Origin of the sequence: Nonomuraea gerenzanensis, from assembly GCF_020215645.1 — a bacterium.
Classification (GTDB): domain Bacteria; phylum Actinomycetota; class Actinomycetes; order Streptosporangiales; family Streptosporangiaceae; genus Nonomuraea; species Nonomuraea gerenzanensis.
The window spans coordinates 3,705,581-3,720,416 of the sequence record NZ_CP084058.1 but is presented as its reverse complement, the minus strand read 5'-3'; the positions used below and the strand labels follow the sequence as shown (position 1 = coordinate 3,720,416).

Here is a 14,836-nt window from a genome sequence, read left to right as displayed (position 1 = left end):
CTATGCACGCAGCGTTCCTGTTTTCCTATGGCGGCGGACCCGAGTCCGTTCGCCATCTGATGCTGCGCTAGCAGACAGGCGAACGAAGGCCCCGGGTCCGATCGGACCCGGGGCCTTCTGTGTTTCCCGGTGAGTTTTCCCTTCCAAGGAGCAAGCAGATGGTGATCGTGATGGGGCCCGAGGCCACCGCCGCCGACATCGAGTCGATCGTGTCCGTCGTCGAGGCGGCCGGGGTGGAGGCGTTCGTCAGCAAGGGGGTGTCGCGCACGATCGTCGGCCTGGTCGGCGACGTGACGCAGCTCGACGCGGCGAGCCTGCGGGGCATGGCGGGGGTGCGCGACGTGATGCGCGTGTCCACGCCGTACAAGCTGGTCAGCAGGGAGAATCATCCGGAACGTTCCACCGTGCACGTGGGCGGCGTGCCGATCGGCCCCGACACCGTGACGCTGATCGCGGGGCCGTGCGCGGTGGAGACGCCCGAGCAGACGCTCGCGGCGGCCAGGATGGCGCAGGCGGCCGGGGCGGTGCTGCTGCGCGGCGGGGCCTTCAAGCCGCGCACGTCCCCGTACGCCTTCCAGGGGCTGGGCGAGAAGGGCCTGCGCATCCTGGCCGACGTGCGCGAGGAGACGGGCCTGCCGATCGTGACGGAGGTCGTGGACGCGCGGGACGTGCAGATGGTGGCCTCGTACGCGGACATGCTGCAGGTCGGCACCCGCAACATGCAGAACTTCGCGCTGCTGCAGGAGGTCGGTGCGGCCGGCAGGCCGGTGATGCTCAAGCGCGGCATGACGGCCACGATCGAGGAGTGGCTGATGGCGGCCGAGTACATCGCCCAGCGCGGCAACCTCGACATCGTGCTGTGCGAGCGGGGCGTGCGCACCTACGAGACGGCCACCCGCAACACCCTGGACGTCTCGGCCGTGCCGGTGGCGCAGCGGCTGTCGCACCTGCCGGTGATCGTCGACCCGTCGCACTCGGGCGGCCGGCGCGACCTGGTGCTGCCGCTGACCCGCGCGGCCGTCGCGGTCGGCGCCGACGGGGTCATCATCGACGTGCACCCGCAGCCCGAGCAGGCGCTCTGTGACGGGCCGCAGGCGCTGGTGGACGCCGACCTGGGCGAGCTGGCGCAGATCATGACCGACTTCCCGGCGCTGCTCGGCAAGACGGCCGCGACGGCCTGATCCGCTCGGGGTGCGACCGGCCGCCACAAGCGGACCGCCGGTCGTACTCATGGGTAACCTGAGTACGAATCCTCATGTGCCCGCCCTCGTCCGGGCCGCACCATGGCTCCATGACGAAGCCCATTCAACCCACGCAGACCACCGCGTTCTACGTCCAGGCGATCCTGTCGTTCGCCGTCTCGCTGACCTCCGTGGTGATCGCCCTGGTCTACCTGCCCGTCGAGGGCTGGATCAGGGCGTTCCTCGGGCTCGGCCTCCTGTACGTCGTCACCTCCACGGTCACCCTGTGCAAGGTCGTCAGGGACCGGCAGGAGCTCTCGGAGGTCAGCAACCGCGTCGACCAGGCCCGGCTGGACAAGCTCCTGACCCAGCACGACCCGTTCAAGGTCGACGCCTGATCACAGGGTGTACTCCTGGATCGAGTCGGCGAGCTGCACGCACAGCTCCTCCGCGTCGAGCCGCTTCTCGATCTGCTTGAGGTCTTCGATCTTGGCCCGCGTCTCGGCCCGCTTGGGAGCCAGCAGCGAGCAGCAGTCCTCGTCGGGCAGCTCCGAGATCTCCAGCGTGCCGATGCGCCGGGCCTCGGCCATGATCTCGGTCTTGTCCCAGCCCACCAGCGGTCGCAGAATCGGCAGCTCCACCGCGTTGTCCTGGGCGGTGATGTTGGCCAGAGTCTGCGAGGAGACCTGCCCGAGCGCGTCGCCGGTGATCAGGGCGGAGGCGCGGATGCGGTGGGCGACCTCCTCGGCCGTCTTGAGCATCAGCCGCCGCTGCGCGATCACCGCCAGCCGGTCCTGGCCGGAGGTGCGGATCGACTGCTGGGCCTTGCCGAACGGCACCACCCACAGGCGTGACCTGCCCTGGAACCGGTCGAGCTTCCTGACCAGCGCGTACGCCTTGTAGATCGACTCCGACGTGGTGAACGGGATGCCGGAGAAGTGCAGGAAGTCGACGTGCAGGCCGCGCCGCATCATCCGGTAGGCCGCCACGGGCGAGTCGATGCCGCCCGACATGAGCACCAGGGCCCGGCCGCTGCTGCCGACGGGCAGGCCGCCCTGGCCGGGGATGCCGCCGGTGAAGACGAACACCTCGTCCCTGTCGACCTCGATGAAGACCGTCAGCTCGGGGTTCTTCAGGTCGACCGGCAGGCCGTACTCGTCGTTGATGGCGCCGCCCACGAGCCGGTCCAGCTCGTTGGAGCGCAGCGGGAAGCGCTTGTCGCGGCGGCGGGAGCGGACCGCGAAGCGGGCGCCCCGCTTGGCCTCCTCGCTCTCGCCGACCAGCTCCAGACCGGCCTTGAGCACGGTGTCAGGGTCCTTGGCGACCCGCCAGGCGCGGTGGATCCAGACCAGCCCCGGCACGTCGGCGACGCGCTGCGCCACGGCGTCCGCCTGCTCGGCGGTGGCGCCCTCGGGCAGGAAGATCGCGATCACGCCGTGCCGCTTGCGCACGTCGACCTGGACGCCGACCGTCTGCAGGGCGTCGCGGATGTTCGCGATCAGGCGGCGTTCGAACAGCTCGCGGTTCTTGCCCTTGAGGACGATCTCGCCCAGCTTGAGCAGAACGCACGGCTCGCCCAGGGCGGACATCGTCATGGTGGAACCTCCGGGGAAAGAAGGGGATGAGCGCGGCGATCGAAGATGCCAACGCCGCGACCACCCGAGTTTAGTCCGCGTCGAGCCCCCGCTCGATCGCATATCGCACCAGCTCGACCCGGTTGTGCAGGTGCAGCTTGCCGAGGGTGTTCTGGACGTGGTTCTGCACGGTGCGGTGCGACAGCACGAGCCGTTCGGCGATCTGCTTGTACGACAGCCCCTTGGCCACCAGCCTGAGCACCTCGGTCTCCCGCTCGGTCAGCCGGGGCCCTTCGGTGGGCTCCAGCTGCACCGCCAGCCGCCTGTACTCCCCCAGCACCAGCCCGGCCAGCCCCGGGGTGAACACGGCGTCGCCGTCGGCGGTGCGGCGCACGGCGTCGAGGAACTCCTCGCGGCTGGCCGATTTCACCAGATAGCCGCAGGCGCCGGCCTTGACCGCCTCCAGCACGTCGTCCTGCTCGGCGCTCGCCGACAGCACCAGCACCCTGGGCGCCGGGTCCATCCGCGCCAGGTGGGCCGTCACCTCGGGCCCTGACAGGTCGGGCAGCCTCAGGTCGAGCACCACGACCTCGGGCAGCACCGCGCCGGCCACCCTGACGGCCTGCCGGCCCTCCCCCACGGCGGCCACGACCTCGTAACCGGCCTCCGTCAGATCCCTGGCGACGCCGTCGCGCCACATGGGATGGTCGTCCACCACCATGACCCGCACCATGGCGCCACTGTAGGCGGCACTGTTGGCGTTCGTCAGGCGGGCAGGGTGATCTCCACCTCGGTGCCCTGCCCGGGGACGCTCACGATCGACACCTTCCCGCCCAGCTCGCTCATCCGCCCTCGGATCGACCTGGCCACCCCCATGCGCCCGTCGGCGGCGGCCTGCTCCAGCCGCCCCTCCGGGATGCCCGGCCCCTCGTCCCTGACCGTGACCGTGACGGTGCCGTCGAGCGATTCGGCCAGCACCCAGGCGCGCGCCTCGTGCCCGCAGTGCGCGCGGACGTTGTCCAGGGCCGCGCCGACGGCGGCGGACAGGCAGGCGGCGGCCTCGGCGGGCAGGAGCAGCGGCGTGGCCGGGCTGGAGACCGTCACGGAGGGTGAGCCGAAGCGGGCCAGCAGGGAGCGCAGGTCGGTCGTGCCCAGAGGCGGCGGCCCGACCGAGACGAGCTCGCGCAGCGCGGCCTCCTGCTCACCCGCCAGGCGGCCCAGCTCGGCCGCCTCGCCGCCGAGCTCCCTGCCACGCCGCTGCACCAGGGCGAGCACCTGCAGCACCGAGTCGTGGATGTCGCGGGCCAGCCGCTCCCGCTCACGCTGCGCGGCCTCCATCTCGGCGGCCCGCTGCATGCGCTCCTCCGCCCGCTTGGCCAGCCGGACCATGTGGCCGACCAGCCAGCCGGCCATGAGCAGCAGCACCGTCTCGTTGATCAGGACGGACGGCTCCTCGACCCGCGACCGCGACCACAGCTCGCCGGCCGCCACCACGGCCGCCGCCAGCGTGCCCGCGCGCCTGCCGTAGTGCACGGCCCAGGCGAGCACGGGCGCGGCGATCCAGGTGGCGGGCACGGGCATGGCGCCGATCGCCACCTGCTGGCCGCCCTGCACGGCCGGGGTGGTGAGCAGGCACGCCAGCGTCACGCCCAGGTCGACGCTCAGCAGCGGCCACCGGCGCAGCGCCTCGGCCGCGTAGGCGAACGTGGCGACGGCCGTCCACACCGCCATCACGCCGATCACCAGCCAGCCCAGCAGCGGCTGCTCGTAGCCGCGGTGCTGGGCCATCAGCACGGCGGCGTAGACCAGCGACGCCACCCGGAAGACCGCGATCGCCCGCCAGAACGGCCCCTCGATAGCCATGAGTCCTTCTCATGTTTCCGACACGGAAGTTGACAGATAGTTCGGATATCCAAGCGAAAGGGACATCCGGGATGGCACAATCCGGGAACCCCTAATGCAAGGAACCGATAGATGACCGCTGTGAATCATTTCACCTACGGACTGATCACGCCGTTGCTCGCCTACGTCATGTCCTGCATCGGCTCGATGCTCGGACTGCGGCTCACCGCGCAGGCCCACGCCTCGCGCGGCGGCGCCCGCGTGCGCTGGCTGCTGGGCGCGGCCATCTCCATCGGCGGCACCGGCATCTGGGTCATGCACTTCATCGCCATGATGGGCTTCGAGGTGGAGGGCACCCAGATCAAGTACGACGTGCTGCTCACCGTGGCCTCCGCGGTGGTGGCCATCGTGGTCGTCGGCACCGGCCTGTTCCTGGTCTCGTACGGCGGCGGCCGGGTCCTGGCGCTGCTCGGCGGCGGCCTGCTGACAGGGCTCGGCGTGGCCTCCATGCACTATCTCGGCATGTACGCGATGAACATGTCCGCCCACGTCTCCTACGACCGGCTCACCGTGGCCGCCTCCGTGGGCATCGCCGTGGTCGCCGCGACCGTCGCGCTCTGGTTCACCCTGCGGGTCAAGAAGCCCATCTGGATCACCGGCGCCGCCCTGGTCATGGGCGTGGCCGTCTCCGGCATGCACTACACCGGCATGTACGCCATGCACGTCTCGGTCGACGCCGAGGCCGCCGTGGTGCCGGGTGCCGACGCGCTGGACTTCCTGGTGCCCCTGATGACCGTGATCAGCCTCATCACCCTCACCATGCTCCTCATGGTCATCTTGTCGCCGTCGGAGGAGGAACTGCACGAGGACGCCGAACTCGTGGCGAAGCTCGAACTCCGCCGTCGCACCGCTCATCAGCAACAACTCACGTACCCCACGCCAATGCCGCGCCAACAGCCGATGCAGGCTCGGCGAAGGTAGTTGCGCGCGCGACGACTCACTGCTCATACTCCCTTATCGGTGCGTAAGGGATGGGTGGGGCATGTCGCCGATCGATCATTTCTCACATGGGCTCTTGACGCCCGTACTCGCGTACGTCATGTCCAGCGTGGGCTCCATGCTGGGGCTCCTGCTCACCTCGCGCGCGAGGCTGATCGGCGGGCGTGAGAGCAGGTGGTGGCTCGTCGGCGCGGCCTTCGCGATCGGCGGCACCGGCATCTGGACGATGCACTTCATCGCCATGCTCGGCTTCTCCGTGGACGGCCTGGCGATCAGGTACGACGTGCCGCTGACCGCGGCCTCCGCGTTCCTCGCCGTCGTCGTCGTGGGCATGGGGCTGTTCCTGGCCGCCCACGGCGGGGAACGGCCGGCGTTCCTGCTCGGCGGCGGCGTCCTGACCGGGCTCGGCGTGGCGGGCATGCACTACCTGGGCATGGCGGCCATGAACATGTCCGCCCACGTCTCCTACGACCCGGTGGTCGTCTCACTGTCGGTGCTGATCGCGGTGGCGGCGGCCACGGTGGCGCTCTGGTTCACGCTGCGCGTCAGCGGGGCGCTCAGGATCGGCGGGGCGGCGCTGGTCATGGGCGTGGCGGTCTCGGGCATGCACTACACCGGCATGTCCTCGATGTCGGTCGCCTCGCACACGGAGCTGGTGCCCGTGCCGGGCGCGCGGGCCATCGACTTCCTGCTGCCGCTCATCGTGGGCATCAGCGTGATCACGGTGGGGCTGCTGCTCACCGTCATCCTGTCGCCCTCGGAGAAGGAGCTGCGCAGCGAGGCGGAGTTCAGGGAACGGCTGGGCGGACGCGACGAGGGCGCGCCGGAGGTGGATCTCTTCGGCACGCCCCGCGGTTGAGCCCTCCGGCCTGGTACGGCTTGCGACGCAATGGTGGGCCGCCGACTCTCTGCGGCGCAAGCCGTACCTTGAGGGGGTTGTAGCGGTAACCCCGCTGACTCGAAGGTACGGCCGCCCGCTTGCAAGCCGCTTTCAGCCGAAGAACACCTCGGCCTCGGAGTAGCGCTCCACCGGCACCGTCTTCAGCTCGGCCGTGGCCTCGTCGAGCCCGACCCGCACGATGTCGGTGCCGCGCAGCGCGACCATCTTGCCGTAGTCGCCCTCGTGGGCCGCGTCGATGGCCTGCAGGCCGAACCTGGTCGCCAGCACCCGGTCGTAGGCCGTGGGGGTGCCACCGCGCTGGATGTGGCCGAGCACCGTGGTGCGGGCCTCCTTGCCGGTGCGCTTCTCGATCTCCTTGGCCAGCACCTCGCCGATGCCGCCCAGCCGGACGTGGCCGAACGCGTCGAGCGTGCCCGTCTGCAGCTCCATCTGCCCCTCGATGGGGTGCGCGCCCTCGGCGACCACGATGATCGGCGAGTAGCGGGTGCGGAAGCGGGACTCGACGTACTCGCAGACCCGGTCGATGTCGAACGGCTTCTCCGGGATGAGGATCACGTTCGCGCCGCCGGCCATGCCCGCGTGCAGCGCGATCCAGCCCGCGTGGCGGCCCATGACCTCGCAGATGAGCGCGCGGTGGTGGGACTCGGCGGTGGTGTGCAGCCGGTCGATGGCCTCCATCGCGATGTTGACCGCGGTGTCGAAGCCGAAGGTGTAGTCGGTGCCCGACAGGTCGTTGTCGATGGTCTTGGGCACGCCCACGACGTTGACCTGGCGGTCGGAGAGCTGTTTGGCCACGCCCAGCGTGTCCTCGCCGCCGATGGCGATCAGCGCGTCCACACCGGTGGCGGCCAGATTCTCCTTGATCCGGTCGACCCCGTTCTCGATCTTCATCGGGTTCGTCCTGGAGGAGCCAAGGATGGTGCCACCTCGCGGCAGGATGCCGCGTACGGCCTGGATGTCCAGTGGCATCGTGTCGCCCTCGAGAGGGCCGCGCCAGCCGTCGCGGAAGCCGACGAACTCATGACCGTAGACGCTCACCCCCTTACGCACCACTGCCCTGATCACGGCGTTGAGCCCGGGGCAGTCGCCGCCTCCGGTGAGCACTCCAATACGCATGGCGGGTTCCTCCCAGATAGGGGTCACGAACCAGACGTGATGTCAGACTCGCATTGTGCCCGGCCTCACACCGAGTGGTCTAGACCAAACACGGCCCCGAAAAACTAAACCCTTACCGTGGAGGAAATTTCATGAATGTGCTGGCCATCGATGCTGGGACAACTGGGGTAACGGCGCTGGTTGTCACAGAAAACGGGCAGATCATCGCCAAGGGCTACGAAGAATTCGCGCAGCATTTTCCCGAGCCCGGCTGGGTCGAGCACAACCCCGAGGACATCTGGCAGGCCACCCTCGCGGCCTGCGCCACCGCGCTGCGGACGGCGCCGGAACCGCCCTCCTGCGTGGGCATCACGAACCAGCGCGAGACCGCCGTGCTGTGGGATCGCCGCACGCTGGCGGCGCCGCGCCGGGCCATCGTCTGGCAGGACCGCCGCACGGCCGCGCTGTGCGGGCGGCTGCGCGAGGCGGGGCACGAGCCGCGCGTCTCCGAGCTGACCGGGCTGCGCCTCGACCCCTATTTCACCGCCACGAAGCTGACCTGGCTGGCCGAGAACGATCCCCGGGTCTGGCAAGGCGTCGAGTCCGGAGATATAGCGATAGGGACGGTGGATTCCTACCTCATCGCCAGGCTGACGGCGGGAGCGCGGCACGTCACCGACCCGTCCAACGCCTCGCGCACGCTCCTGTACGGGCTGGCGTCCGGCGCCTGGGAGCCCGAGTTGTGCGAGTTGTTCGGGGTGCCGCAGGAGGCGCTGCCGGAGATCGTGCCGAACTACGGGCCGATCGGACGTACGGACCCCGCGGCCTTCCTCGGCCTGGACGTGCCGATCAGCGGCGTGGCGGGCGACCAGCAGGCGGCCTTGTTCGGGCAGACCTGCTTCGACGTGGGGGACGTCAAGTGCACCTACGGCACGGGCTCGTTCGTGCTGACCAACCTCGGCGGGGAGATCGTGCGCTCGGAGTCCGGGCTGCTGACCACGGTGGCCTGGCAGACGCCGTCGGGTGAGCGCACGTTCGCGCTGGAGGGGTCGATCTTCGTGACGGGGGCGGCGGTGCAGTGGCTGCGCGACGGGCTCGGCGTGATCGGGACGGCGCCGGAGTCCGAGGCGGTGGCGCGCACGGTGCCCGACAGCGGCGGGGTGGTGTTCGTGCCCGCGCTGACCGGGCTGGGGGCGCCGCACTGGGATCCGCGGGCGCGCGGGCTGATCACCGGCATCACGCGCGGCACGACGCGGGCGCACCTGGTCAGGGCCACACTGGAGGCGATCGCGTTCGAGGTGCGGGACGTCGTCGAGTCGATGACCGGTGGATCAGGGGCGGTGCTCAAGGCCGACGGCGGGGCCAGCGCGAACGACCTGCTCATGCAGCTCCAGGCCGATCAGCTCGGGGCGGTGGTGGAGCGGCCGGCGATCCAGGAGACGACGGCGCTGGGGGCGGCGTTCCTGGCCGGGCTGGGGGCCGGGGTGTGGGGGTCGCAGGGTGAGCTGCGCAAGACCTGGCACCTGGACCGGCGCTTCGAGCCGGGCGAGCGGGACGACGCCGCCTACGAGCGCTGGCGCGCGGCCGTCCGGCTCGCCACGGGCGGGTGAGCCCGCTCCGCGTCACGGCCCCTGGGCGCCGCCGAGGACGAAGGCGTCCCCGAGGGCGTGAGGCGCCCGGCCGTCAGCGCGCGACGCTGGGCCGTCGGCGCGCGCTTCGCCTGCGGGGCCTTCGGCGAAGCGGGTGAGGAGGTTGAGCGTGGCGCGGCGGGTGAAGGCGGCGGCTGCGTCGGTGACGCCGTGCCCGCACGCCCGGCCGCGCAGCGCGCACACCCACCGCATGGTCCCGGAGGCGAACACCCCGGCCCCGCTGGGCGCGGCGTAGTACGTGCTGTGCGTGACAGCGGCCCGCCCGCCGCACGAGAACGGCGACTCGGCCAGCACCTTCACCCCGGCCGGCGACCCCCGCGACACCCGGTCGGTCTCCACGCCCACCATCCCGGGAAAGCGCCGCCCTTTCGTCCCCGCGAAGATCCAGTGCCCCGGCCTGCTCACCCGGTAGACGCCCTCGGCGGGGAAGCAGTCGTACATCTGCCCGATCAACGCGCTCTCCGGCTGCGACTCGCGCCACAGCTCGCACACCCGCTCCTTGTCGCAGTGCACCTGCCTGCCGCGCACGGCGATCCGCCAGTAGACGGCGTTGGCGCCGAGGAAGGCCAGGTTCGCGCCGGCGTCCCTGGCCCGGGTGACGGCCGCGCGCATGCCGGGCGTCCAGTACTCGTCGTGCCCGAGCGAGAACACCGCGCGGGCGCCGTCCAGCGCGCCCGGCACGAGGTCCAGGTTCGTCAGGTACGCCAGCGGCACCCCGCTCTGCTCGGCCACGGCCAGCGCCTCCTTCTCGAAGTCGAGGAAGAGCCGGGCGCCGGTGCCGTCGTAGGGGCGGTCGAAGGTGACGGCGCGCGAGCGGTAGCCGTAGCCGCCGGGGCCGGTGTAGAGGCTGCGGCCGCCCCACAGGTTGTACGCCTGCCAGGTGGTGACCGCGTTCACGATCACCACGCGGCCGGCGGTGGAGGCCGAGCGCACGGTGATCGGCACGTAGCGCTGGGCGCCCGTGGAGGCGTCGAGCCTGACCAGGTAGGCGCCCTCGGGCCAGCCGGTAGTGTCCACGGTCAGCGACGGGGCCCAGTGGGCGGCGGTCACCGTGCCGTTCACGACCCGGGCGGGGGCCTGCCGCGTCCCGCGTACCCGCGCGGACTCCCACACCTTCGAGGGGTTGGCGCCCATGCGGAAGGCGTGCGCGGAGAAGCGCGGCGCGGTGGTGGAGACGTGCAGCCGGAACCGCTCGCCCGCCAGCACGCTCACCTCGTCGGCGTAGCCCTCGATCTCGTGCTCGGCACCGTGCCGGGTGATCCGCCAGGACTCCTGGACGTCGGCGACGGGCGGCCCGCCGTTGGTCCCGCTGGCGGGCCCGCTGGGGAGCACGGCCGCCGGCGACACGGCGGGCGGCCGGGCGGCGGGCGCCGCGCCGCAGCCGGCGGCCAGGAGGGCGAGGGCGAGCAGGATCTTGCGCACGTGCCCATGCTCGGGACGGGACGCCCCGCCGGGCCGCGACTTGGCGAACTCCTTACATGATCAGCACACAGGCCGGGCTTTCCACCTCGTACGTCTCCCCGTCCGGCTCCGGCACCCCGTCCACGAGCCTGAAGCGGGTGACGGTGTTGGCCTGCTGATTGGCCACGTACATGAGCTCGCCGTCGATGGCGAAGTGCCGGGGCCAGGTGCCGCCCGAGGGCACCTCCGCCACCGGCGACAGGTCGGCGGCGCTCAGCACGGAGATCGTGTTCGGGCCGCGGTTGGCGACGTAGACCAGGTCGCCGTGGAGCTGCAGGTGGGAGGGGGCGTTCTCGCCCTCCTGGCGGGAGGCGCGCTGGACCGTGCGGTCCGCGCCGTCGATCAGCGTGACGGTGCCGTCGAGCTCGCCCGCCACGTACAGGCGTGAGCCCGCGAACGCGAAGTGGCGCGGGCCGGTGCCGGGGGCCAGGGTGATGGGCTCCAGCGGGGTGCCGTCGTAGCGGTAGCGGCGGATCTCGTCGGTGCCGAGATCGGAGACGTGCAGCAGGCCGTCGTGGAAGACCGCCTGGTGGGCGTGCGGGCCCTCCTGGCGCTCCGCGTCCGGGCCCGAGCCCTCGTGGCGCAGCACGATGGGCTCCCCCGCGAACACGCCCCGCTCGTCCAGCCGGTAGAGGGTGGCGGTGCCGTCGCCGTAGTTCGCCACCGCGAGCAGGGTGCCGCCGGGCTCGACGGCGACGTGACAGGGGCTGTGGCCCTCGCTGGGGCGCTCGTCCAGCGGGCCGAGGGCGGCCCCGTCGGCCTGGAACGCGGTGAGCCAGCCGCGTTCGAGCTCGCCCACGGCGTACAGGACCGGCAGTGAGGGGTGGGCGGCCAGGAACGACGGGGCCGTCACGCGGGTGAGGTCGCCGCCGATCGTGACGATGCCGGGGCCGTATCCGCCTATGCGCACGTGCTTCACAGCGGGGATCCTCCTATGGTTGACTGTGGCAATGAGTTCGTTGACTGAAGCAAGGGTTTCTGAGGTCAGAGCCTTCAACCGGTTCTATACGAAGGTGATCGGCGCGCTCCAGGCGGGGATGCTCGACTCGCCGTACTCACTGACCGAGGTGAGGGTGCTGTTCGAGCTGGCGCACGCCGAGCCGATGGAGACCGGCGAGCTGCGCGGGCTGCTCGGCCTGGACGCGGGTTACCTCAGCCGCATCCTGGCCCGCTTCGAAGGCGATGGGCTCGTCAGGCGCGAGCGATCGGCGGCCGACGCGCGCAAGCAGCTCGTCGCGCTCACCGAGACCGGGTCCGGCGTCTTCGCGGCGCTCGACCGGCGCTCGTCGGAGGAGATCGGCGCCCTGCTCGCCGGCCTGCCCGAGGCCGACCAGGAGCGACTGGTCGCCGGCATGGCGGTGATCAGGCGGCTCCTGGGCGGCGGCGGGCAGGAGCGGGCGCCGTACGTGATCAGGCCGCCGCGCCCCGGCGACCTGGGCTGGGTCGCCTACCGGCACGGCGCCCTCTACAGCGCCGAGTACGGCTGGGGCACCGAGTTCGAGCAGCTCGTCGCCAGGATCGTGGGCGGCCTCGACTTCTCCCGCGACGCCGGGTGGATCGCCGAGGTGGACGGGGAGCGGGCCGGATGCGTCTTCTGCGTGCGGCAGGACGACACGACGGCCAAGCTGCGCATGCTGCTGGTCGAGCCGTCCGCCCGCGGCCTGGGCATCGGGCGGCGGCTGGTGGAGGAGTGCCTGCGGCACGCGCGGGCCGAGGGGTTCAAGCGAATCGAGCTGTGGACGCGCGACTGCCTGGTGAGCGCGCGGCGGCTCTACCAGGCAGCCGGGTTCGAGCTGGACTCGGAGGAGAAGGGGATGGAGAACGGGATCGAGGTCACCGAGCAGATGTGGTCGCGCGAGCTGTAGGCCCGGCCGTGCCGCTGGGCCACCAGTTGAGCGGGCCCGCCAGGCGCATCAGGCTGGGCACCAGCACGGCCCTGATCACGGTGGCGTCCACCAGCACGGCCACCGCCATGCCGACGCCCAGCATCTGCACGAACGTCACCGACGCCGTGGCGTAGGCGGCGAACGTGAGCGCCAGGATCCCGCCGGCCGCCGTGATCAGCGGCGCCCCCGCCTGCAGCCCTGTGGCCACGGCCGACTCCGTGTCGCCCGTCCTGTCGTACTCCTCCTTGATCCGGGAGAGCAGGAAGACCTCGTAGTCCATCGACAGGCCGTAGGCGACGCAGAGCATGAGGATCGGGATGCTCGGGTCCAGCGTGCCCGTCGGGGTGAAGCCGAGCAGGCCCGACAGGTTGCCGTCCTGGAAGATCCAGACGAGGGCGCCGAACATCACGCCGAGGCTCAGCACGTTCAGGATCGTCGCCTTGATCGGGATGATCACGCTCCTCGTCATGAGGAACAGGACGGCGAACGTCACGCCCAGCATGAGCGCCAGCAGCAGGGGGAGCCGGTCCACGACGGAGGCGCGGTAGTCCGCCAGCTCGGCCGGGTAGCCGCCGACCAGCACCTCGAAGGGCGGCGGCACCGCGCGGACGGCCTCGACCAGGCGCACGGGGTCGTCGGCCAGCGCCGCCGCCGAGGGGACCACGGACAGCCAGGTGCCCTCGCCCCGGAACCTGGCCGGGTCGCCGTCGCCGACGCGGGTGCCGCTCACGTACGAGCCGGCCGCCGAGTCCACCTGCGCCACGCCGGGCAGCCTGGACAGGCTCGCGGCGTAGGCGGAGACATCGCCCGGCGCGGCCGTTGTCGAGATGAGCTGGATGGCGTCGGTCTCCTCGGCGGGGAAGGTCTGGCGGATGATCTCCTGCGTCTGGCGGGAGGAGGCCTCGGGCGGCAGGATGCGGTCGTCGGCGACGCCGAAGCGCAGGCCCAGGAACGGTGAGGCGAGCACGAGCAGCAGCACCGTGGCCAGGCCGCCGGACACCAGCGGGCGGCGCATCACCCGGGTGGCCAGCCCGTGCCAGAAGCCACCCACCGGCCCTTGACCGCCCGCCGGCCCTTGACCGTGGCCGCCCGCCGGCCTGCGCCCGTGGCCGCCTGCCAGACCGTGGCCGCCCGCCCGCTCGCGCCTGTCGCGCCTGTCGGCTTCGTCGCGCCGGGGCAGCATCGTGCCGCCGATCGTGGCCAGCACGGCGGGCAGCACGATCACCGCCGCCACCAGCCCGCCCAGGACGACCGCGATCCCGGCGTAGGCGAACGAACGCAGGAAGTCGAACGGCAGCGCGAACAGCACGGCCAGCGACGAGGCCACGGTCAGGCCGCTGAACAGCACCGTCCGGCCCGCGTGCTCGACCGCCCCGGCGACCGCGGCGGCCCGGTCCGCACCCCGCCGCGTCTCCTCGCGGAAGCGCTGGATGACGAACAGGCAGTAGTCGATGCCCAGGCCGAGGCCCATGGCCAGGGTCAGGTTCAGCGCGAAGGTGGAGATCTCGGTGAACAGCAGGACGCCGCTGAGCAGCGCCAGCCCGACCACCATGGCGTACACGCCGGCCAGGATCGGCACCAGGGCCGCCATGGCGCGCCGCTGGTAGAGCCACAGCAGCACGAACGCGAGCGGGAAGATGACCAGCTCGGCCCGGACGAAGTCCTGCCTGGCCAGCGGCACCGCCTCCCTGAACACCTCCTCGCCGCCCCCGGCCCGCACCTCCAGCAGGTCGCCGCCCCTGGTGATCTCGGGGACCAGCGCGGGCAGCACCGTGGCGCGCACGTGGTCGGCGTCGCCCGGGATGCGCACCACGATCAGCGCGTGCCTGCCGTCCCGGCTGCGCAGGGTGGCGGGCTTGCCGCGGGTCCAGTAGGAGGCGGACTCGGCCACGCCCTCGTGGCGGCCGGCCCGCTCCGTCAGCTCCCTGCCCGCCGCCTCGACCGCGGGGTCGTCCACGGTGCCGCCGCGCGCCGTCACCAGGAAGATCATGTCAGGGCTCCCGGTGCCGAACCGCTCCACCAGCTCGGCCTGCGCCCTATCGGACTCCGACCCCGGCGCCTCGAACCTGGCCAGCGACAGCCCCGAGGCCGCCCCCGCCGCCAGCACACCCGCGCCGATCAGCACCGCCAGGGCCAGCGCGAGCACGAGCCGCCGCCGGCGGACGAGCAGGAACCCCAGCCTGCGCAGGGGCGGGCCGCCCGCCGGAGCCTGGCGGGCGGGACGGGCGCGGGTGGTCACCATGAGATC

At 71.8% G+C, this 14,836-nt stretch carries 13 protein-coding genes; 6 read left to right on the top strand and 7 right to left on the bottom strand.

Going from position 1 to position 14,836, the window contains the following annotated elements; genetic code table 11:
- The first annotated feature begins 158 nt into the window (after window positions 1-158).
- Both aroF and LCN96_RS17875 read left to right on the top strand, forming a co-directional pair.
- The gene (gene aroF / locus LCN96_RS17880) at window positions 159-1,181 is read left to right on the top strand and encodes a 3-deoxy-7-phosphoheptulonate synthase (protein ID WP_225273848.1); all 1,023 of its coding nucleotides are present in this window, start codon (window positions 159-161) and stop codon (window positions 1,179-1,181) included.
- A gap of 110 nt (window positions 1,182-1,291) precedes the next feature.
- Window positions 1,292-1,579: a YiaA/YiaB family inner membrane protein gene (locus LCN96_RS17875; protein WP_225273846.1), complete on the top strand. Its 288-nt coding sequence runs from the start codon at window positions 1,292-1,294 to the stop codon at window positions 1,577-1,579.
- On the opposite strand, the gene thiI is transcribed toward LCN96_RS17875, so the two are convergent.
- The 3 genes from thiI to macS all read right to left on the bottom strand — a co-directional run bounded on the left by thiI (window position 1,580) and on the right by macS (window position 4,618).
- The gene (gene thiI / locus LCN96_RS17870; protein WP_225273845.1) at window positions 1,580-2,776 is read right to left on the bottom strand and encodes a tRNA uracil 4-sulfurtransferase ThiI; all 1,197 of its coding nucleotides are present in this window, start codon (window positions 2,774-2,776) and stop codon (window positions 1,580-1,582) included.
- Between the two features lie 70 nt (window positions 2,777-2,846).
- A complete protein-coding gene (locus tag LCN96_RS17865) occupies window positions 2,847-3,488 on the bottom strand; it encodes a response regulator (RefSeq protein WP_225273843.1) in 642 nt (213 codons plus the stop codon).
- A 32-nt stretch (window positions 3,489-3,520) separates the two neighbouring features.
- Complete coding sequence (gene macS, locus LCN96_RS17860) at window positions 3,521-4,618, bottom strand: MacS family sensor histidine kinase (RefSeq protein WP_225273842.1); 1,098 nt, start codon at window positions 4,616-4,618, stop codon at window positions 3,521-3,523.
- 111 nt (window positions 4,619-4,729) lie between these two features.
- On the opposite strand from macS, the gene LCN96_RS17855 reads away from it, so the two are divergent.
- Complete coding sequence (locus LCN96_RS17855) at window positions 4,730-5,578, top strand: MHYT domain-containing protein (protein WP_225273841.1); 849 nt, start codon at window positions 4,730-4,732, stop codon at window positions 5,576-5,578.
- Window positions 5,579-5,672: 94 nt separating this feature from the next.
- Entirely contained in the window at window positions 5,673-6,455 is a 783-nt protein-coding gene (locus LCN96_RS17850; RefSeq protein ID WP_225273840.1) for an MHYT domain-containing protein, read from the top strand.
- 132 nt (window positions 6,456-6,587) lie between these two features.
- Here the strand turns inward: LCN96_RS17850 and LCN96_RS17845 are convergent, their stop codons facing one another.
- Window positions 6,588-7,613, bottom strand: a complete 1,026-nt coding sequence (locus LCN96_RS17845) for a 6-phosphofructokinase (RefSeq protein ID WP_225273839.1) — start codon at window positions 7,611-7,613, stop codon at window positions 6,588-6,590.
- 131 nt (window positions 7,614-7,744) lie between these two features.
- On the opposite strand from LCN96_RS17845, the gene glpK reads away from it, so the two are divergent.
- Entirely contained in the window at window positions 7,745-9,202 is a 1,458-nt protein-coding gene (glpK, locus tag LCN96_RS17840; protein ID WP_225273837.1) for a glycerol kinase GlpK, read from the top strand.
- A gap of 12 nt (window positions 9,203-9,214) precedes the next feature.
- Here the strand turns inward: glpK and LCN96_RS17835 are convergent, their stop codons facing one another.
- Both LCN96_RS17835 and LCN96_RS17830 read right to left on the bottom strand, forming a co-directional pair.
- The gene (locus LCN96_RS17835; RefSeq protein WP_225273835.1) at window positions 9,215-10,663 is read right to left on the bottom strand and encodes a N,N-dimethylformamidase beta subunit family domain-containing protein; all 1,449 of its coding nucleotides are present in this window, start codon (window positions 10,661-10,663) and stop codon (window positions 9,215-9,217) included.
- A gap of 52 nt (window positions 10,664-10,715) precedes the next feature.
- Window positions 10,716-11,621, bottom strand: coding sequence for a lactonase family protein (locus LCN96_RS17830; protein WP_225273833.1), 906 nt, complete (start codon window positions 11,619-11,621; stop codon window positions 10,716-10,718).
- A gap of 94 nt (window positions 11,622-11,715) precedes the next feature.
- Between LCN96_RS17830 and LCN96_RS17825 the strand changes: the two genes are divergently transcribed.
- On the top strand, window positions 11,716-12,567 hold the full coding sequence (locus tag LCN96_RS17825) for a bifunctional helix-turn-helix transcriptional regulator/GNAT family N-acetyltransferase (protein ID WP_225273832.1): 852 nt from the start codon (window positions 11,716-11,718) through the stop codon (window positions 12,565-12,567).
- On the opposite strand, the gene LCN96_RS17820 is transcribed toward LCN96_RS17825, so the two are convergent.
- Entirely contained in the window at window positions 12,536-14,830 is a 2,295-nt protein-coding gene (locus tag LCN96_RS17820) for an MMPL family transporter (protein ID WP_225273831.1), read from the bottom strand. The genes LCN96_RS17825 and LCN96_RS17820 overlap by 32 nt on opposite strands.
- Window positions 14,831-14,836 lie beyond the last annotated feature (6 nt).